The organism is Saccharothrix saharensis, assembly GCF_006716745.1.
Classification (GTDB): Bacteria; Actinomycetota; Actinomycetes; order Mycobacteriales; family Pseudonocardiaceae; genus Actinosynnema; species Actinosynnema saharense.
Map to the genome: position 1 here is coordinate 5,645,064 of NZ_VFPP01000001.1, position 19,744 is coordinate 5,664,807.

At 71.7% G+C, this 19,744-nt stretch carries 19 protein-coding genes; 6 read left to right on the forward strand and 13 right to left on the reverse strand.

The features are described 5' to 3' along the window. Positions 1-61: 61 nt before the first annotated feature. Complete coding sequence (locus FHX81_RS25350) at positions 62-1,228, forward strand: M20 family metallopeptidase (RefSeq protein WP_141980499.1); 1,167 nt, start codon at positions 62-64, stop codon at positions 1,226-1,228. Beyond that, the gene (locus FHX81_RS25355) at positions 1,225-2,487 is read left to right on the forward strand and encodes a M20 family metallopeptidase (RefSeq protein ID WP_141980501.1); all 1,263 of its coding nucleotides are present in this window, start codon (positions 1,225-1,227) and stop codon (positions 2,485-2,487) included. Before FHX81_RS25350 ends, FHX81_RS25355 begins: the two co-directional genes overlap by 4 nt. 9 nt (positions 2,488-2,496) lie before the next feature. On the opposite strand, the gene FHX81_RS25360 is transcribed toward FHX81_RS25355, so the two are convergent. Continuing rightward, complete coding sequence (locus FHX81_RS25360) at positions 2,497-4,221, reverse strand: glycerol-3-phosphate dehydrogenase/oxidase (protein ID WP_141980502.1); 1,725 nt, start codon at positions 4,219-4,221, stop codon at positions 2,497-2,499. Between the two features lie 177 nt (positions 4,222-4,398). On the opposite strand from FHX81_RS25360, the gene FHX81_RS25365 reads away from it, so the two are divergent. Next, on the forward strand, positions 4,399-5,139 hold the full coding sequence (locus FHX81_RS25365; protein WP_141980504.1) for an MIP/aquaporin family protein: 741 nt from the start codon (positions 4,399-4,401) through the stop codon (positions 5,137-5,139). Between the two features lie 14 nt (positions 5,140-5,153). Further along, on the forward strand, positions 5,154-6,659 hold the full coding sequence (gene glpK / locus FHX81_RS25370; protein ID WP_141980506.1) for a glycerol kinase GlpK: 1,506 nt from the start codon (positions 5,154-5,156) through the stop codon (positions 6,657-6,659). Positions 6,660-6,714: 55 nt separating this feature from the next. Here the strand turns inward: glpK and FHX81_RS25375 are convergent, their stop codons facing one another. After that, complete coding sequence (locus FHX81_RS25375; RefSeq protein ID WP_141980507.1) at positions 6,715-8,118, reverse strand: NAD(P)H-quinone dehydrogenase; 1,404 nt, start codon at positions 8,116-8,118, stop codon at positions 6,715-6,717. Positions 8,119-8,254: 136 nt separating this feature from the next. Between FHX81_RS25375 and FHX81_RS25380 the strand changes: the two genes are divergently transcribed. After that, entirely contained in the window at positions 8,255-8,704 is a 450-nt protein-coding gene (locus tag FHX81_RS25380) for a gamma-glutamylcyclotransferase family protein (RefSeq protein ID WP_033429064.1), read from the forward strand. Between the two features lie 103 nt (positions 8,705-8,807). Here the strand turns inward: FHX81_RS25380 and FHX81_RS25385 are convergent, their stop codons facing one another. From FHX81_RS25385 to FHX81_RS25425, 9 genes are all read right to left on the reverse strand, one after another. Next, positions 8,808-9,725, reverse strand: coding sequence for an endonuclease domain-containing protein (locus FHX81_RS25385; protein ID WP_141980508.1), 918 nt, complete (start codon positions 9,723-9,725; stop codon positions 8,808-8,810). A gap of 123 nt (positions 9,726-9,848) precedes the next feature. Next, on the reverse strand, positions 9,849-10,646 hold the full coding sequence (locus FHX81_RS25390) for an ESX secretion-associated protein EspG (RefSeq protein WP_141980510.1): 798 nt from the start codon (positions 10,644-10,646) through the stop codon (positions 9,849-9,851). After that, positions 10,646-11,974, reverse strand: coding sequence for a PPE domain-containing protein (locus FHX81_RS25395; protein ID WP_141980512.1), 1,329 nt, complete (start codon positions 11,972-11,974; stop codon positions 10,646-10,648). The genes FHX81_RS25390 and FHX81_RS25395 overlap by 1 nt, the downstream gene beginning before the upstream one ends. A gap of 27 nt (positions 11,975-12,001) precedes the next feature. After that, positions 12,002-12,379, reverse strand: a complete 378-nt coding sequence (locus FHX81_RS25400) for a transcriptional regulator (protein ID WP_141980513.1) — start codon at positions 12,377-12,379, stop codon at positions 12,002-12,004. 116 nt (positions 12,380-12,495) lie between these two features. Then, entirely contained in the window at positions 12,496-13,083 is a 588-nt protein-coding gene (locus FHX81_RS25405) for a DUF3558 domain-containing protein (RefSeq protein ID WP_141980515.1), read from the reverse strand. Positions 13,084-13,089: 6 nt separating this feature from the next. Beyond that, positions 13,090-13,530, reverse strand: a complete 441-nt coding sequence (locus FHX81_RS25410) for a GNAT family N-acetyltransferase (RefSeq protein ID WP_141980517.1) — start codon at positions 13,528-13,530, stop codon at positions 13,090-13,092. A gap of 135 nt (positions 13,531-13,665) precedes the next feature. Further along, positions 13,666-14,541, reverse strand: coding sequence for an HAD family hydrolase (locus FHX81_RS42170; protein ID WP_141980518.1), 876 nt, complete (start codon positions 14,539-14,541; stop codon positions 13,666-13,668). Then, a complete protein-coding gene (locus FHX81_RS25420; protein WP_141980520.1) occupies positions 14,538-14,918 on the reverse strand; it encodes a DUF1707 SHOCT-like domain-containing protein in 381 nt (126 codons plus the stop codon). Before FHX81_RS25420 ends, FHX81_RS42170 begins: the two co-directional genes overlap by 4 nt. Before the next feature lie 10 nt (positions 14,919-14,928). Continuing rightward, a complete protein-coding gene (locus FHX81_RS25425; protein ID WP_141980521.1) occupies positions 14,929-16,707 on the reverse strand; it encodes an acetyl/propionyl/methylcrotonyl-CoA carboxylase subunit alpha in 1,779 nt (592 codons plus the stop codon). 286 nt (positions 16,708-16,993) lie between these two features. On the opposite strand from FHX81_RS25425, the gene FHX81_RS25430 reads away from it, so the two are divergent. Beyond that, positions 16,994-17,509, forward strand: a complete 516-nt coding sequence (locus tag FHX81_RS25430; protein WP_141980522.1) for a hypothetical protein — start codon at positions 16,994-16,996, stop codon at positions 17,507-17,509. 121 nt (positions 17,510-17,630) lie between these two features. On the opposite strand, the gene FHX81_RS25435 is transcribed toward FHX81_RS25430, so the two are convergent. Next, positions 17,631-18,953: a dicarboxylate/amino acid:cation symporter gene (locus tag FHX81_RS25435; protein WP_141980523.1), complete on the reverse strand. Its 1,323-nt coding sequence runs from the start codon at positions 18,951-18,953 to the stop codon at positions 17,631-17,633. A gap of 178 nt (positions 18,954-19,131) precedes the next feature. After that, positions 19,132-19,740, reverse strand: a complete 609-nt coding sequence (locus tag FHX81_RS25440) for a Maf family protein (RefSeq protein WP_141980525.1) — start codon at positions 19,738-19,740, stop codon at positions 19,132-19,134. Positions 19,741-19,744: the final 4 nt, after the last annotated feature.

A 19,744-nucleotide genomic window follows, 5' to 3' on the forward strand; every position in this document is an offset into this window, starting at 1 on the left:
TGCCGGTTGATCAACCAGGGGTGCGACGCGCCCGCCGGACCGTGATGCAGGATGGACGCAAATGGGTACCGACTTCAAGATGAGCACGCGCTCGGCCGTCGAGCGGTACTCGACTGCGCTGGTCGACCTCTCCCGCAGCATCCACGCGGAGCCGGAGCAGGCGTTCGCCGAGCACCGCAGCGCGGCGAAGGTCGCCGACCTGCTCGCCGCCGAGGGCTTTGAGGTCGAGCGCGGTGTCGCGGACCTGGAGACGGCGTTCACGGCCTCGTTCGGCTCCGGCGAGCTGGTGCTGGGGCTGTGCGCGGAGTACGACGCGCTGCCCGAGATCGGCCACGCGTGCGGGCACAACGTCATCGCCGCCGCGTCCACCGGGGCGGCCCTCGCGCTGCGTGACGTGGCGGACGAGCTCGGCCTCACCGTCCGGGTGATCGGCACGCCGGCCGAAGAGGTCGGCGGCGGTAAGGTGCTGATGCTCGAACGCGGGGTATTCGACGACGTGGCGTTCTCGATGATGGTGCACCCGGCCCCCTACGAGGCCGTCGCGGCCCGTTCGCTGGCCATCACCGACGTCGAGGTCCACTACACCGGCAAGCCGTCGCACGCCGCCGCCGCGCCGCACCTGGGTGTGAACGCCGCCGACGCCATCACCGTCGCGCAGGTCGCCATCGGGCTCGCCCGCCAGCACCTGGAACCCGGCCAGATGGTCAGCGGCATCGTCACGCGCGGTGGCGCGGTGCCCAACATCGTGCCCGCGCGCACGTCGGCCATGTTCGACCTGCGCGCCGACGACCTGGAGTCGCTGCGCCGGCTCGAAGAGCGGATCAACCGCTGCTTCGAGGCGGGCGCCGTCGCCACCGGCTGCACCCACGAGGTCGTGAAGGTCTCGCCGGTGTACGCCGAGCTCAGCCCGGACCCCTGGCTCGCGGACGCCTACCGGCGGGCCGCGGTCGAGCTGGGCCGGCATCCATTGAGCCCCGAGGAGGAGCTCAAGGAGAAGATCGGCAGCACCGACATGGGCAACATCACCCGTGCGCTGCCGGCCATCCACCCGACCATCGCCATCGACTGCGGAGACGCGGTGAACCACCAACTCGAGTTCGCGACCGCCTGTGCCTCGGCTTCGGCCGACCGAGCTGTGCTCGACGGGGCGCTCGCCCTCGCCTGGACCACAATTTCCGCTGCCACCGACGGTGCGCAGCGTTCTCGACTGCTGGCGGGTGTGGCATGACGGTCCTGGACTCGCGTCTGCCGGAGGAGGGTGCCGAGGTGCTGTTGACCGACCGTGGGGTCAGCATTGCCCCTGTGGATGATCCCGGTGAGGGGCGCGGACCCTCGTGGCTGGACGACTGGCTGGCGGCCAACGCCTCCGAGGTCGTGGCGTGGCGTCGGCACATCCACGCGCACCCCGAGCTGTCGCGGCACGAGTACGCGACGACCGAGCTGATCGCCGACGTGCTGCGCTCGGCGGGGCTCAAGCCGCGCGTCCTGCCCGGCGGGACCGGCCTGGTGTGCGACGTCGGCTCGGGGCCGCGGTGCGTGGCGCTGCGGGCGGACATCGACGCGCTGCCGCTGCCGGAGAACACCGGCGCGCCGTACTCGTCCACTGTGGACGGCGTGGCGCACGCGTGCGGGCACGACGCGCACACCACCGTGCTGCTGGGCGCGGCGCTGGCGCTGGCGTCGGCGACCGAGCTGCCCGGGCGGGTGCGGCTGGTGTTCCAGCCCGCCGAGGAGGTCATGCCCGGCGGTGCGCTGGACGTGCTGGCGGCCGGTGGCCTGGACGGCGTGGAGCGCATCTTCGGCCTGCACTGCGACCCGCGGCTGGAGGTCGGGCGGATCGGCACGCGGATCGGTGCGATCACGTCGGCCAGCGACATGCTGGAGCTGCGGCTGACCTCGCCCGGCGGGCACACGTCCCGACCGCACCTGACCGCGGACCTGGTGCACGCGCTGGGGACCGTGATCACCGGGTTGCCGGGGTTGCTGTCGCGGCGGGTGGACCCCAGGTCGGGGACGGTGCTGGTGTGGGGTGCCGTGCACGCCGGTGAGGCGCCGAACGCGGTGCCGCAGGACGGCGTGCTGCGCGGGACGCTGCGGACCGGTGACCGGGACATCTGGGCCGAGCTGGAGCCGTTGATCAAGGAGCTGGTCGGGGCGTTGCTGGCGCCGACCGGTGTCGGGTTCGACCTGCACCACCGGCGGGGGGTGCCGCCCGTGGTGAACGACCGGGAGAGCACCATGCTGCTGCGGGCCGGGGTCGAGGCGGCGTTGGGCGAGGACGCGCTGGCCGGTACCGAGCAGTCGTCCGGTGGTGAGGACTTCGGGTGGTACCTGGAGCACGTGCCCGGGTCGTTCGCCCGGTTGGGCGTCTGGGACGGCGTGGGCAAGCAGAAGGACCTGCACCAGCCCGGGTTCGACCTGGACGAGCGGGCGTTGCTGGTGGGCGTGCGGGTGATGGTGCACGCGGCGCTGGCCGCGCTGGCGTGAGGGCCGGGGTCAGCTGACCGGTTCGACGATCTCCGGGCGGGCCTCCGGCGCCGAGGAGCGGACGGCGTCGGCGGCCTGGTCGTCCGGCTCAGCCTGGGAGGCCCGTTCGGCGTCGACGCGGGCCGTGTAGACCTCGACCTCGTGGCTGATCATGGCGTCGTCCCAGCCGTGGACGCCGGCCATCAGGCGGGCGACCGGCAGGGCGCACTCCACGCCCCGGTGCGGGTACTCGATCGAGATCCTGGTGCGGCGGGTCAGGACGTCCTCGAGGTGGAGCGCGCCTTCGTGCGAAGCCGCGTAGACCACTTCGACCTGGAGGTAGTCCGGCGCGCCCGGCACCGGCTTCAGCAGTTCCGCGTTCGCCGTCCCCAGGACCTCGTGGACGAGCGAGCCGTAGCGGTCCAGCAGGTGGCGGACGCGGTACGGGTGCAGGCCGTAGCGGGTGGCCAGCTGGTCGGCCTGGTTGACCAGGGCGTGGTAGCCGTCGGCCCCGACCAGGGGGACCTTGTCGGTGATGGACGGCTGGATCCGGCCCGGCAGGTCGACGGCGGCGGCGTCCACGGCGTCCGCGCCCATGACGCGGTAGGTGGTGTACTTGCCGCCGGCGATGGCGACCAGGCCCGGTGCGACGCGGGCGACGGCGTGCTCGCGGGAGAGCTTCGAGGTGGATTCGCTCTCGCCGGCCAGCAGGGGGCGCAGGCCCGCGTAGACGCCTTCGATGTCGTCGTGGGTCAGCGGGGTGGCGAGCACTTCGTTGACGTGGTCGAGGATGTAGTCGATGTCCGACCGGGTGGCGGCGGGGTGGGCCAGGTCGAGGTTCCAGTCCGTGTCGGTGGTTCCCACGATCCAGTGATTCCGCCAGGGGATGACGAACAGGACCGACTTCTCCGTGCGCAGGATCAGGCCCGATTCGGAAACGATCCGGTCGCGGGGGACGACGATGTGGACGCCCTTGGACGCGCGGACGCGGAAGCGGCCCCGGCTGCCGGACAGGCGTTGCAGCTCGTCGGTCCAGACGCCGGTCGCGTTGATCACGGCGTGGGCGCGGACGGCGGTCTCGCGGCCGTCCTCGACGTCGCGGACCCGGACGCCGGAGACGCGGTCGGCCTCCCGGAGGAAGCCGACGACCTGCGTGGAGGTGCGGACGACCGCGCCGTAGTGGGCCGCGGTCCGGCCGACCATCATGGTGTGCCGGGCGTCGTCGGCCTGGGCGTCGTAGTACCGGATGCCGCCGACGAGCGCGGTGGGCTTGAGCGCGGGGACGAGGCGGAGGGCGCCTGCCTTGGTCAGGTGCTTCTGGCCCGGCACGGAACGCGCGCCGCCCATCGTGTCGTACATGAGCAGGCCGGCGGCGGTGTACGGGCGCTCCCAGCCCCGGTGGGTCAGGGGGTACAGGAACGACACCGGTTTGACCAGGTGCGGTGCCAGGCGGGTCAGCATGAGTTCGCGTTCCCGCAGTGCCTCGCGGACCAGGCCGAACTCCAGTTGTTCCAGGTAGCGCAGGCCGCCGTGGAACAGCTTCGAGGACCGGCTGGAGGTGCCCGACGCCAGGTCGCGCGCCTCGACCAGCGCCACCCGCAGTCCCCGGGTCGCGGCGTCGAGCGCGGCGCCCACGCCGACGACGCCACCACCGATGATCACCAGGTCGAACGTCTCGGCGCCGAGCCGTTCCCAGGACCGGGAGCGCTCCTGCGGTCCCAGCCGGCCTGCGGTGGCGGGGTACTGCTCGCGCATGACCACTGACGCCTCCCTGATGCTCGCGGACCAGGTCTGACTCGACCACGTTACCCGCTGGTACGCCACCCGTGGACAACCGATCAGCGCGGAACTAGCGTCAACGTCCATTGTGGGGTGGGCAGCGCCGCCGAACCCGGATCGCGCTCCCCCCTGTCAAGGCGAGGAGGTCGGCGAGTGAGCAGTGGCTCGATCTTCGTGTGGGAAACGCTGGGCACCGCGATCCTGATCCTGCTGGGTGCGGGTGTCGTCGCCAACGTCGTCCTGAAGGACACGCTGGGCAACACCGGCGGGTGGCTCCTGATCAACATCGGCTGGGGTTTCGCGGTCTTCGCGGGCGCCAGCATCGCCGCGCCGAGCGGCGCTCACCTCAACCCCGCGGTGACGTTGGGCCTGGCGGTCGCGGACAAGACCCCGTGGGACCAGGTGCCCGTCTACTTCGCCGGTCAGATGGTCGGTGCGTTCCTGGGAGCGGTGCTGGCCTGGTTGACCTACAAGGCGCAGTTCGACGCCCACGACGACCCGGCGGGCACGCGCGGCATCTTCTGCACCGGCCCGACCATCCCCAAGGCCGGCTGGAACGTCGTCACCGAGGTGATCGGCACGTTCGTGCTGGTCGCGTGGGTCCTGCTGAGCCCGGCCGCGAAGGAGGCGGCGGACGGCGTGCCCCAGCTGGGCAACTCCGCGCTCGGCTACGCGGGCGTCGCGTTCGTCGTCATCGGCATCGGTGCCTCGCTCGGTGGACCCACGGGTTACGCCATCAACCCCGCCCGCGACCTCGCGCCGCGCATCGCCTACGCGATCCTGCCCATCCGCGACAAGGGCAGCGCCGAGTGGGGCTACGCCTGGGTGCCGGTGGTCGGACCGCTGCTCGGCGGCCTGCTCGCCGGTCTCCTGTACCTCGTTCTCCCGGTCTGAAAGGACTCCAGCGCATGACGAAGTACGTGGCCGCGATCGACCAGGGCACGACGTCGACCCGGTGCATGATCTTCGACCACTCGGGCCGCGTGGTCTCCGTCGACCAGAAGGAGCACGAGCAGATCTTCCCCCGGGCCGGGTGGGTCGAGCACGACGCGAACGAGATCTGGACCAACACCCGGCAGGTCGCGGCGGGTGCGTTGGCCAAGGCGGACCTGACCACCGCCGACATCGCCGCGGTGGGGATCACGAACCAGCGCGAGACCGCTCTCGTGTGGGACCGGACGACCGGGCAGCCGGTCTACAACGCCATCGTCTGGCAGGACACCCGGACCGACCGCATCTGCCAGGACCTGGCGGCGCTGGGCGGTGGGCAGGAGCGGTACCGGGACAAGACCGGGTTGCCGCTGGCGACGTACTTCTCCGGGCCGAAGATCCGCTGGATCCTGGACAACGTCGAAGGCGCGCGGGACCGGGCCGAGGCCGGTGACCTGCTGTTCGGCAACATGGACACCTGGGTGCTGTGGAACATGACCGGCGGGGTGAACGGTGGCGTGCACGTCACCGACCCGACGAACGCGTCCCGCACGTTGCTGATGGACCTGGGCACCTTGCAGTGGGACGAGGGCATCGCGGCGGACATGGGCGTGCCGCTGTCGATGCTGCCGGAGATCCGGTCGTCGTCGGAGGAGTACGGCAAGGTGCGGGAACGCGGCGCGCTGGCCGGCGTGCCGATCGCGGGCATCCTCGGCGACCAGCAGGCGGCGACGTTCGGGCAGGCGTGCCTGTCGCCGGGCGAGGCCAAGAACACCTACGGCACCGGCAACTTCGTGCTGCTCAACACCGGCACGGACAAGGTGATGAGCGAGAACGGCCTGCTCACGACCGTCTGCTACAAGATCGGCTCGCAGGACCCGGTGTACGCGCTGGAGGGCTCGATCGCGGTGACGGGGTCGTTGGTGCAGTGGCTGCGCGACAACCTCGGCATGATCTCGTCGGCCGCCGAGATCGAGCAGCACGCGCGGACGGTGGAGGACAACGGCGGCGCGTACTTCGTGCCCGCGTTCTCCGGGCTGTTCGCGCCGTACTGGCGGTCGGACGCGCGTGGCGCGATCGTCGGGCTGACCCGGTTCGTGAACAAGGGCCACCTGGCCCGCGCGGTGCTGGAGGCGACGGCGTTCCAGACCCGTGAGGTGATCGACGCGATGAACGCCGACTCGGGCGTGCCGCTGACGGCGTTGAAGGTCGACGGCGGCATGGTCGTGAACGAGCTGCTGATGCAGTTCCAGGCGGACATCCTGGGCGTGCCCGTGATCCGGCCCGTGGTCAACGAGACGACGGCGCTGGGCGCGGCGTACGCGGCGGGGCTGGCGGTCGGGTTCTGGGAGTCGGAGGACGACATCCGGCAGAACTGGGCGCAGGACAAGCAGTGGGACCCGGAGATGGACGAGGAGGCGCGGGACCGCACGTACGCGCAGTGGAAGAAGGCCGTGACCAGGACGTTCGACTGGGTGGAGTAGTGCTTGCGGGGGCGTCGCCCGCGTGCGACGCCCCCTGTTCCGGTTCTCCGGCTCGTCAGTCGAGGTCGTCGTGGCGCATGAGCTGGCGGCCGGCTTCGGTGATCGAGCCGGTCAGCGACGGGTAGACGGAGAAGGTGGTCGCCAGGTCGTCGACCGTGAGCTGGTTCTGCACGGCGAGGGTGATCGAGAGGATCAGCTCGCTGGCGTTCGGGGCGACGACCACGCCGCCGATGACCACGCCGGTGGCGGGTCGGCAGAAGAGCTTGACGAAGCCGCGGCGCAGGCCTTCCATCTTGGCCCGCGGGTTGGTGGCCAGCGGCAGCATGATCGTGCGGGCGGGCACCTCGCCGGAGTCGATCGCCTGCTGGCTGATGCCGACGGAGGCGATCTCCGGGTTGGTGAACACGTTCGCGGCGACCGTCTTGAGCCGGATCGGGCTCACGCCCTGGCCCAGCGCGTGCCACATGGCGATGCGGCCCTGCATGGCGGCGACGCTGGCCAGGAGCAGCAGGCCCGTGCAGTCGCCCGCCGCGTAGACGCCGGCGACGTTGGTGCGCGACACCCGGTCGACCGGGATGTAGCCGCCGCGGCCCAGCTCGATGCCGATCTTGTCCAGGCCGATGTCGGCGGTGTTCGGGACCGAGCCGACCGTCATCAGGGCGTGGCTGGCCTCGATCGTGCGACCGTCTTCCAGGTGAATCAGGACGCCGTCGCCGACGTTCTCGACCCGGTCGGCGCGGGCGTGCTTGACCACGGCGGTGCCGCGTTCGGCGAACACGTCCTCCAGCACCACGGCCGCGTCGGCGTCCTCGTGCGGGAGCACCCGGTCGCGGCTGGAGACCATGGTCACCTTCACGCCCAGTTCGGTGTAGGCGGAGGCGAACTCCACACCGGTGACACCCGATCCGATGACGGCCAGGTGCTCGGGCAGCTCGGGGAGGTCGTAGATCTGCCGCCAGGTCAGGATGCGCTTGCCGTCGGGCTCGGCGCCGGGCAACACGCGCGGGGTCGCACCGGTCGCGATCAGCACCACGTCGGCGGGGAGGACTTCCTTGCCGCCGTCCTCGGTGAGGGCGACGACCTCGTGCTGGGCGAGGCCCTTGGCGTTGTCGCAGAACTTGCCGATGCCGTTGATGATCCGCACGCCCTCGCGCTGGAGGCGGGCGCGGACGTCGGCGGACTGGGCGAGCGCCAGGCCCTTCACCCGTCCGTGCACGACCGGCAGTTCGACCGCGGCTTCGGCGTTGTTCGTGCGAATGCCCAGCTCACCGGCGTTGCGGAAGGCGCTGCGGCCCCCGGCGGAGGCGATGAACGTCTTGGACGGCACGCAGTCGTAGAGCACGCAGGCGCCGCCGAGGCCCTCGCGTTCCACGATGGTCACGTCGGCCCCGTGCTGGGCCGCGACCAGTGCCGCCTCGTAACCTGCGGGGCCACCGCCCATGATGACGATGCGGGTCACGACACGTCCTCCTCGTGGTCTTCGGCGCTGTTTGCGCCGGTTGCAGCCGCTGGTAACCGTACGCGGTCGGGTGTCGGGGTGTGTCGTCCGGTCTTCTGGTCCTTCGCGGTGATCGCGAGGTCGCTAGGCTGTCGTCGTGCCGCTCTATGCCGCGTACGGGTCCAACATGGACCCGAACCAGATGATGGAGCGAGCCCCCTACTCCCCGATGGCGGGGACCGGGTGGCTCGCCGGATGGCGTCTGACGTTCGGTGGCGAGGACCTGGGCTGGGAGGGCGCGCTCGCCACCATCGTCGAGGACCCCGACTCGCAGGTGTTCTGCGTGCTCTACGACGTGAGCCCGCGTGACGAGTCCCGCCTCGACCGCTGGGAAGGCGCCCTCGGTCTGTACAAGAAGATCCGCCTCCGCGTCCAAACCCTGGAAGGCTCGGTGACCGCCTGGCTCTACGTCCTGGACGCCTACGAGGGCGGTCTTCCCTCGGCCCGCTACATCGGCGTCGTCGCCGACGCCGCCGAAGCCGCCGGCGCCCCGGACGACTACGTCGCCGACCTGCGCACCCGCCCCTGCCAAGGCATCGGCCCCTAACCACTCGCGAGAGTCGAACCTCCAGGTCCCGAGTGTCGAACACTCGGGACCTGCGTGTCGAACGCTCAGGTCCCGAGTGTCGAACGCTCAGGTCCCCCGAGTTCTACGTTCGGAACGCGCGGGCCCTCCGCGCAGGTCCGCTGAGGCTCACGCTGAGCTCCTGGAACAGGCGAACGGGGTTGCGCAGGTCCGAGACGTCGGCGCGGAGCACCTTCCAGCCACGCCGCCGCAAGTCCTCGTCACGGGCCCGATCGGCCTCGGCCCTGTCGACGTGCGCCGCGTAACCGTCGTACTCCACGGCCACGCGCGCGTCCGGCCAGGCGAAGTCGAGCCGCCAGACCTCGCGGTCGTCCAGGTCGCGGATCGAGTACTGCGGCTCGGGCAGCGGAAAGCCCGCTTCGGCGATCATCAGCAGGAGCGTGCTCTCCGGCGGTGACTCGGGCAGACCCGTGGCCAGGTCCAGCAGGAACACGCCCTGGCGCCTACCGCGGTGATCCCGGCGAGCCGCGATGCGCACGGCGAGATCGGCTTTGAACGCCGCACGTCGCGACGGCGGTAGAGCGCCGAGTACCTGATCCGCGCAGGCGAGGGCCGTGGAGCGGTGGCGGCCCCGGCAGAGCAGGTCGGCGAGGGCGTAGTCGAGCGCCATGGTGCGCAGACCGTCGACTTCCACGACGTCCGCGGGGTCGTAGCTGTCGTAGTGCACCGCGACGTCCGGGCGCGGTCGGAGCTTGCGCTCGTAGCCCATCATCAGGTGGACGCGGTTCGTCTCCGCCGCCGTGCCGCCGTGCAGCCACACGGCGGTGTGGTTGGTCAGCGCGGCGCCGTGCCCTGCCATGAGCAACGCGGCGGCGGCCCGCGTGTGCAGGCTCGCCATCCGTTCACGCTGGATGACGACCGTGCGGCAGTAGCTGATCAGACGACCTTCGGCGATGGCGTTGCGCAGCTTCTTGCCGCCGAGGTGGTCGTGCAGGTGGGTGCGTGGGTAGGCCCCGTGGAGGCCGGGAGGCAGTTCGATCATGCATAACCGAGTGAGAAGACCCCTCGATCCGTACACGGTTCACCCGACCGTGGGATGCGAGGCGACCTGAGCGTTGAACTCAGGGGTCCTGAGCGTTCGACACTCGGGACCTGAGGGTTCGACTCACGAGGGGGTGGTGAGGTCGGTCAGGTGTTGGGTCAGGCGGCGGGCGTCGACGGGGGAGACGGTGCTCCACGGTTGTTGGCCCGGGGTGGCGCGGCGAAGCTGGAGGTAGCGGCCCCGGGGGGTGTCGAAGAACGAGACGACGCGGTCCTGGCGGACGCGCTTGCCCCACTTGTCGCGGCTCGCGGCGCCGAACTGGCCGCGGTGGTCGGCGTCGCGGAACATGTCGGCCAACGTGCGGGCGTCCTCGTCCCGGATGCCCCGCGAGACGAGGGCCTGGTGGAGCTCGTCGGGGGTCTTGGCGGTCGCGGCGGCGGCGTCCAGGTCGGCGCTGGGCAGGGTGACCGAGTGGCCCGGGCCGGCCGGGAGCGGCGGGAGGACGGAGAGGGCTTCCCGGGGCAGGCCCTCGGCCGAGGCCGGGCGGAGGGTCAGCTGGTCGTGGGCGAGGACCGCGAGGACGGCCGACTGCCCCTTGGCGGCGGCCAGGACGCGAACGCTGTGGCCCAGCCACAGGCGGCCGTCCACCTCGTGCTGCGGGCGGTTCAGCAGGTGCAGCAGGTCTTCCAGCATCGGGTCCAGCGACACCGGGCGGCCCAGGCCGCGCCGGTCCAGCTCCGCCCACGCCCGCCGCTCCAGCTCGGCGCGTTCGGCGTGCGTCTTGCCCGGTGACGGCACCTTCAGCACCAGCGGCATGGTCTCCAGCCGCAGGTGCTCCCAGAGCACGTCGAACTCCAGGGCCGAGATCGTCACGGGTTCACGCAGGTCGTTGCTGCCCAAGTCCAAGCCGAACGTCGTCATCAGCGGGTGGTGCTCTCCCCGATCACCGGAGGCGAGATGATCCCGCCGAGGCCGTAGATGTCATCCGTCTGCCGGAGGTAGTCGGCGGCGTCGTGCGTGGCGTCTTCTTCCTCTTCCGCGCCACGCGGGCCGCCCAGACCGCCGAACGGGTCGAACACGGGCTGCGCGGGCGCGGGCGTGCTGCGCTTGTGCACGGTGTCGTTGCCGCCCACCTGGCCACCGGCGCCCGGCATCGCGCCCGGCGACCCGGGAGCCGTCGTCGCCGCGTGCTGCGCGTTGGCCGTCGCGAACGCGCCGAACTCCGCCGAACTGGTCGTCGTCGTGCCGCTGGGCACGGGCAGCGATCCGTTCGCGCCCGGGAGCAGCTGGTTGGCACCCGCACCCGCACCGGTACCGGCATGCGAACCCGCGCCGCCACCGCCGCCCGCACCCGGACCGGAGCCGCCGGCGTGCTGCTGCTCGTTGGTCGTGTCGGTGGACTTGCGGTCCTTGCCCTGCTGACCGCCGATCACCCCACCCGGCCCGTACACCACCGGGGCCGAACCCGAGGCGGACGCCGGCAGAGCGGCCGTCGAAGCCCTGGTCGTCCCGGACGTCCCGGTCCACGACGTGCCCGTGGACCCGCCGCCGTACGACGGCTGCGCCACCGGACGCGGACCCTGGTACCCGCCACGGCCACCGCGGCCGCCACGCCACCCACCACGACCGCCGCCACGCCCACCGCGCGGACCGCCGTAACCCCATCCCGGAGCCGACACGCCCGCCGAGTCGTTGCGCACCGCGTCGGGCCCGCCGATCACGAGCTGCGGCGGCTGGTGGAACTGCGCCAACGTGCTGGTGTTCGAGAACGTGCTGGAGGCGTAGGTCGTCATGACCTCACGCGCGCGCTGCTCCGCCGCGTTCTTCGCCTGCTCCTGCACCTCGTAGTCCGTCTGCCCGCCCACCAGGTTGGTCAACGCGGTGACGAGCAGGTTCGGCTCCTCCGCGGTCACCTTCACCGGCGGCGGCATGTCCGAGCGCGCCTTGGCGATGTGGTCGGCCTGCCGCTCGGCCGAGCGGCGCATGACCTCCGCGCCGGCGCGGGCGTCGTCCGCCCACGCGGCCAGCGGGTTGATGCCCATCCGCGCCTTGTCCGCCGCCGCGCCCTCCCAGGTCGCCCCGGAACGCAGCACGCCGGCGTGCAGGTCCGCGTTGATCTCGGTCAACGCGGCGGAGACGCCCTGCCACCGCTCCATCGAGGCGTGCGAGGCCTTGGGCCCCGGCCCCGCGTTGATCTGCTCGTACAGCTCTTCGTGGCTGTACCCGCTCCAGCGGTGTCCATCGGGCATGAACTTCCCCTTGCCTGCGCCGGGCGCTCAGCGGCCGCCCTGCTGTCCCATCAACCCGGTGTTGTCTTCTTCGATGGACTGGTACTGCTGCTCGACCAGGGTGAGCGCGTCCATGGCCGACTTGAGCTGCCGCTGGTAGTTCTCCAACGCGATCAGGGCCGAGTCGCCCGATTCGAGCGACCGCTCGTTGAACCGCTCCGCGGCGTCCTGGCTCACCGGGTCACCCGCCCACGGGCGCACCCTGACCTCGGTGATGGCCAGCTCGATCTGCTTGTCCAGCTTGCTCAAGGCGCCCGCGAACGCGCTGCGCAGGCTCGGGATCGCCTCGCGCTCGACGTTCAACGTGTGCGACAGGGGCGGTGGTGAGCCCGTGTCGGCGCCGTGGCCGTGGTCTTCCGACGCCATGGACCCTCCCGCCCTTCCTCGTTCACCGTCACGCGTCGTCCGGTTCTCGCGCAAGGTCACTCTAGCCACACGGTCCGACAGCGGGGAGTAGGTGGACCCGACATCGCCCGCGTGGATCAGCGCCGTTGCAGCAAACCGGCTACCGCCGCCTCTGCCGCCCGTTGCGCCCCTTGGCACAGGGTGTCTTGCTTGACCGCTGTTTCGTTACCGCCGTCGCGGAACATCACGTCGAGGAACTGCCCCTCGGCGACGTCCACTTCGACGTTGCACACGTTGTCCATGCCGGGCGTCCGCACGGTCAGCCCCGGGAAACCGGCCACCGTCGTCTGCTCGGCGTGGACCTGGGCGTTCTCGCTGAGCCACACGCCGACGCCCTCCACTGTGACGAGCGCGAGCCGCACGACGTTCCCGCTGATGTTGCTGCGCATGGTGCACGCCTTCGCGTTGCCGAACCCCGTTTCCACGTATGCGCTCGGCGGGTTGTCCAAGCTCAGCGCGAGGCGCTGCTCGGGCGAGAGCACCGCGCACGGGTCGACGTCGTCCAACCGCAGCTCACGGGGCCTCGGCGGCAACGACGGCACGGTGGTCGTCACGGCCGGCAGCGGTTCGTCGACCCGGCCGTCGGCCTTCTTCTGCGGAACGGGCGTGCAGGAGGCCATCGCCAACGCGCAGAGCGTGGCGGTGAGCACCCGAGCACCCCTCATGATGACCTACCGTAGCCGTGTCCACACGCCAAGTGGACCCCCGGCGGTGAAGCCGCACTTCGCCGCGACGCGCCGGGCCGCGTCGTCCGGGGGTCTGGCGGTGATCAGCGGCAGGTCGAGGAACCCGAAGCCGAACCGCAGCACGGCGGCGGTCGCGTGGGTCGCGATGCCCCGGCCGCGCAGGTCGGGCGTGATCCAGCAGTCGAGCTCACCGGCGCGGGTCAGCGAGACCTCGCCGACTGCCGTCCCGGTGAGCTGGTCGCACACGGCCCACGAGCAGGACTCTTCGGCGTGCCACCGGTCGGCGCGTTCGGCGATGTGCGCGCCGGCCGCGTCGAGGTCGGGGAACAGGCCGCCCGCCACCAGCGCCACCCGGTCGTCGATCCGGTCGTCGGCGCGGAGTTGGCGCAGGTAGAACTCACCCGCGTTGATCTCGACGGCCTCCATGCCGGGTGGTCCCCGCTCCGCTCGGACGGGCGTGGTCGCCCGGAAGTCGGCAGGTCGAGCCTGATTCCGCGACGATGGTAGAGCGTCATCGCCGCGGATGTGCCTCGACCTGCCGACGCGACCTCGCGCGGGGGACTAGTCCGTGACGAACCCGTCGTAGCGCCGGGCCAGCGCTTCCAGCAGGCCGCGGTGGGCGGAGGCGGGCTGGTCGTCGGGACCGGTGGCCAGTTCCACCACCCAGTCGGCGTCTTCGAGGTCGTCCTCGCCGGCCAGCACGTCCTTGTGCACGGCGCACGGCGACCACCCGGCGTCGGCCAGCTCGCGCGCGGCCTCCGAGGCGTCGTCGCGGTCGTGCAGGACCAGCAACAACGGGCCGGGCGAGTCGGCCGGGCCGGCGCCGGGACCGTCGTCCAGCAGACCCCGTGACGACAGCGCCTCGTGCAACGAGGGGAGGTCCGGCGTGTGCACGGCGTCGATGCCGACCGTCCGCGCAGCCTCCGCGTTCACCGCGTGGTCGTCGCAGAACAACGTGCCCGACGGGGAGTGCTGGAGCACCCGCAACGCGCGCCGGAACGCCTCGGGCGCGGGCTTGGCCACGCCGAGCCGCGCGGACGTCACGACCGCGTCCACCTCCCGGTCCAGCCCCAGCGCGACCAGGTCGCGGGGCAGCCGGTCGGTCGCGTTGGACAGCAGCGCCACCCGGCACCGCTCGCGCACCCGCCGCACGAGGTCCAGTGCCCCGTCGATCACCTCGCCGGTGCGGGTCCAGGCCGCCACCGCGTCCGCCGCCCGTCGCGGTGGCAGCAGCCGTTCGTCGACCAACCGCTCCCGCACGGCCGCGCGCCACTCCTCGTCGGTGGCCCGCCCGGCGGTCGCGGGACCGGCCAGGGCGAACGACACCCGCGCCAACGTGCCGCGCGGCAGGCCGAACCGGTCCTCGATCGGCGCGTCCGGGGGGAACCGCCGCAGCACGCCGTCCAGGTCGAGCAGCAGCAGCGACGGCGCGCTCACCGCCTGCCCATCCGGCCGATGAGCAGCATCACGGCGGGGATGAGCAGGAACACCAACGGCGTCTTGGCCAGGAAGAACAACACCACGCTGACGATCGCGACCGCCGTGACGGCCGCGCTGCCGACCCGGAACTCGACCGGCCACGCGCGCCGGGCGGGCGCGGGCACGGGCGGCTCGACCCGCGCGAACCGCGGCCGGGGCGCGGGCAGGTCGGCGAACAACCCGTACAGGTCGCCGCGGGTCTTCGCGGTGGCGACGCGGGCGGAGCGCTCGCCGAACTCGTCCACGCTCAACCGCCCCTCGCCGAGGTGCGTGCCGAGCAGTTCGAGCGCGTGCTCACGCTCCGCGTCGCCGATCCGGATGTCCCGCTCGCTCACACGGGTGAGCCTATTCCTTGATCTCGCAGATCACCGTGCCCTGGGTGACCGTGGCGCCGGGCTCGGCGGACAGGCCGGTGACCACGCCCGACTTGTGCGCGGTGACCGGGTTCTCCATCTTCATGGCCTCCAGCACGACGATCAGCTCGCCCGCCTCGACCTGCTGCCCGTCCTCGACCGCGACCTTGACGATCGTGCCCTGCATGGGTGCCGCCACCGCGTCGCCGGAGACCGCCGCGCCGCCCTTGCCGCCGCCGCGCTTGCGGGGCTTGGCCTTCGCGCCCACCTTGGCCGCCGCGCCGCCGCCACCGCCGCCACCGATCGCCAGGTCACCGGGCAGCGACACCTCGAGACGACGTCCGCCGACCTCGACCACCAGGGTCTGGCGCGCCTCGGCCTCCTCGGCCTCCGCGCCGTCGGTGAACGGCGCGATGGTGTTGTCGAACTCGGTCTCGATCCACCGGGTGTGCACGGTGAAGCCGTCCTCGGTGCCCACGAACGCCGGGTCGCGGACGATCGCGCGGTGGAACGGCAGCACTGTCGCCATGCCCTCCACGACCATCTCGTCCAGCGCGCGCCGTGCCCGCTCCAGGGCCTGCGTGCGGTCCTCGCCGGTGACGATGAGCTTGGCCAGCAGCGAGTCGAACTGGCCGCCGATGACCGTGCCGCTCTCCACGCCCGCGTCGACCCGGACACCGGGGCCGGACGGCGCGGTGAACGTGGTGACGGCGCCCGGCGCGGGCAGGAAGTTGCGGCCCGCGTCCTCGCCGTTGATGCGGAACTCGATCGAGTGACCGCGCGGGGTCGGGTCCTCGGTGAACCGCAGTTCCTCGCCGGCGGCGATGCGGAACTGCTCGCGCACCAGGTCGATGCCCGCGGTCTCCTCGCTGACCGGGTGCTCGACCTGCAGGCGGGTGTTGACCTCGAGGAACGAGATCGTGCCGTCCACCGCGACCAGGTACTCGACCGTGCCGGCGCCGTGGTAGCCGGCCTCCTTGCAGATGGCGCGCGCGGAGCGGTGGATCTCGGCGCGCTGCTCGTCGGTCAGGAACGGCGCGGGCGCCTCCTCGACCAGCTTCTGGTGGCGGCGCTGCAACGAGCAGTCGCGCGTGCCGACGACGATGACGTTGCCGTGCTGGTCGGCCAGCACCTGCGCCTCGACGTGCCGCGGCTTGTCCAGGTAGCGCTCGACGAAGCACTCGCCGCGGCCGAACGCCGTGACGGCCTCGCGCACCGCGCTGTCGAACAGCTCGGGGATCTCCTCCATCGTGCGGGCCACCTTGAGCCCGCGTCCGCCGCCGCCGAACGCCGCCTTGATGGCGACCGGCAGCCCGTGCTCGCGCGCGAACGCGATGACCTCGTCCGGGCCTGCCACCGGGTCCTTGGTGCCGGGCACCAGCGGCGCGCCCGCGCGCATCGCGATGTGCCGCGCGGTCACCTTGTCGCCGAGGTCGCGGATGGCCTGCGGGGTCGGCCCGACCCAGATCAGGCCGGCGTCCAGCACGGCCTGCGCGAAGTCGGCGTTCTCGGACAGGAAGCCGTAGCCGGGGTGCACCGAGTCCGCGCCCGCGCGCTTGGCCACGTCGAGGATCTTGTCGATGGACAGGTAGCTGTCCCCGGGCGTGCTGCCGCCCAGGGCGAACGCCTCGTCCGCCAACCGGACGAACGGGGCGTCCCGGTCCGGGTCGGCGTACACGGCGACGCTGGCCAGACCGGCGTCTCGGCAGGCACGGATGACCCGGACGGCGATCTCACCGCGGTTGGCGACGAGGACCTTGCGCAGCGACACGACGTCCTACCTCCTGGCAACGCTGGGACTTGGAGCGGCAATGGTCGGGGAGTTTAGTGACCCGTCAGTACCCGGTGACCGAGAGACAGCTCACGCTTGGGTGGAACAATCGGGAATCGTGACACGCCCGCCCGTCGCCGCGCTTCTGACAGCTTGCGCAGCTGTCCTCATCACTATCGCGGGCCTGGTCATCGCCTGGTCACTGCGCCCTCCTCCGGCGTCCGACGCCGGCGCCGTGACGCCGCAGGACGAATTGCGCTGCGGTGTGACGGCGTGCCGTTCGGTGGTGAAGCAGGAGGTCGGTGTCGATTCAGTGGAATTGGTCGTCGGCGAGGGCGCGGGCCGGATCCGGACCAGCGGCGCTTCGGGGCCGAACATCTTCGAGTTGACCATCGCGTCTTCGGGGGCGCGGATCGACGCTTCGTCGTTGCAGTGCGTGGACGCCGCCGAGGTCGCGGTGTGCCTGGTGCGGGGCGAGGTCCGCGGCGAGGTGCTGGGGGAGGTGCTGGTGCGCCGGTCCGGGGCGTGGACGCGGGCGCAGGTGCCGTACGTGGCCAGCGGGGCGTACATGGCGCTGCACGACGTGAACAAGGACGCGGTCGCGGACGTGGTGGCCGTGCAGCGGGTGTGCCAGGCGGGGGTGGACTGCTCGCGCTGGTTCGCCCAGGTGTTCTCACCGGCTGGTGGTGGCGGCGAGCTGGGCTGCACGCCGGTGGTCCGCGCGCCGGAGTCGCTGCCCGGCTGGCCGACCGTCACCCCGGACCCGTCCGACCTGCGCCAATGCGGCCCGACCCCGTCCTGAGCGTAGAACTCGGGGGTCCTGGACGTTCGACACTCGGGACCTGAGCGTTCGACTCTCGCGTGAGTCGAACGCTCAGGTCCCGAGAGTCCTACGTTCAGGACCCCCGAGTTCTCCGTTCGCGTCAGGCGGGGACGGGGGTGGGGCGGGGGCCCGTGAGGAGCGGGGGCTCGCTCGGCGAGTTCAGGACCTCGTCGTCCAGCAGGCCCTCGGAGCGGGCGACCAGGACCGGGACGGTGATCTGGCCGGTCACGTTGGTGGCCGTGCGGACCATGTCCAGGATCGGGTCGATCGCGTAGACGACGGCGACACCGGTGGCGATGACCTCCGGCGGCATGTTCACCGCGCCCAGGGTCAGCGTCAGCATGGTGAACCAGCCGGTGGTGCCGGCGGTGGCCAGCGCGCCGAACACGGCGACCGCGATGATCGCCACGTACTGCCACACGCCCAGCTGCACGCCGAACAGGTTCGCGATGAACACCGTGGCGATGGCCGGGTACACGGCCGCGCAACCGTCCATCTTCGTGGTCGTGCCCAGCGGCACGGCGAACGACGCGTAGTCGTCGTCCACGCCGAGGTTCGCGGCGGTCTGCCTGCTCAGCGGCAGCGTCGCGCCCGACGAACGGGACACGAACGCGAACTGGATGGCGGTCCACGCCTTGGCGAAGAACGTCACCGGCGACACCCGCCCGACGAACCGCAGCAGCAGCGGGTAGACCACGAACAGCACCAGCAGCGACCCGCCGTACACCGACGCGATCAGCGAGAACAGCGGCCGCACGAACGAGTTGCCGTACGTCGCGAACGCGGTGCCGATCAGGCCGAACACGCCGATCGGGGCCAGCAGCACGATCCAGCCGACGACCTTCTGGATCAGGTCGAACACCGACCGGGTCAGCGTGACGAACGGCTGCGCCTTCTCGCCCAGCGCGTACGCGGCGAAGCCGACCAGCACCGAGATGAACACGACCTGCAGCACCTCGCCCTCGGTGAAGGCGCTGAACAGGTTGGACGGGATCAGTGTTTCCAGCAGGGTGCTCCACGAGCCCTGGTCACGGGCGGCGAGCTTCTCCACCGCCGCCGCGGACGGCTCGACCCGCACGCCCGAGCCCGGCTTGAAGACCAACGCGATGGCGAGGCCGATGAGCACGGCGATCAGGGAGGTGATGGCGAACCACAGCAGCGTCTTCCCGCCCAACCGGGCGGCGCGGTTCGTGCCGAGGCGGCGCAGGCTCGTGATGCCGACCACGATGGCGGTGAACACCAGGGGGATGACGGTGAACTGCAGGAGGCTGGTGAAGACGTCGCCGATGTGGCCCAGGGTGGTGGTCAGCCACGCCTGGTCGGCGCTCTTGGCGACGTACCCGGCCAGCGCGCCCAGGACCAGGGCGGCGAGCACGGTGATGCCGAACACCTTCGGCTTCGTATAACTGCGGACGAACGACACGACTGCTCCGGGTTGGGTGCGCAGGGGTGGACGACGGGGGCGGCGTCAGCCGCGACAGCCCGTGTTCGTCCTGCGCCCGAAGTCGATGTGACGGCGGCGCGTCAGCAGTTCACCCACAGCTCCCCCAACGCGAAAGCCCTTCGACGAGCTTCCCGGATCAGGGGAAATGTGACAACCGCTACCAGATGTCGGACACCGGGACGTCCAGTTGGCGCAGCAGCTTCCGCGTGAGCGGCAGGCTGATGCCGATGACGCTGGACGGGTCGCCGTCGATGCCGTCCACGAACCAGCCGCCCAGGCCGTCGAGCGTGAACGCGCCGGCGACGTGCAGCGGCTCACCGGTGGCCAGGTACGCCTCCAGCTCCCCGTCGGTCGGCCGGCCGAACCGGACCAGCGTCGACTCGTGCCCGACGGCACGCGCCACGACCCGCCCGCCGCGCACCAGCAGCACGGCGTGCCCGGTCAGCAGGGCGCCGGTCGTGCCGGCCATCTTCTTCCACCGCTCGCGCGCCACCTCGACCGTGCCGGGCTTGCCGTGCACCTCGCCGTCGGCGGTGCGCAGCATCGAGTCGCAGCCGACCACCACCGCGTCCTCGTCCTCGTCCCGGGCGATCGCCTCGGCCTTCGCCGTCGCCAGGGCGGTGACCAGCTCCTCGGGCGTCGGGTCGGCGAGGGAGGCGGCCAGCGCGTCCTCGTCGACGCCGGAGACGCGGACGACGGGCTCGACCCCGGCGGCGCGCAGCACGGCCAGGCGAGCGGGGGACTGGGAGGCGAGGACGAAGCGCACGGCG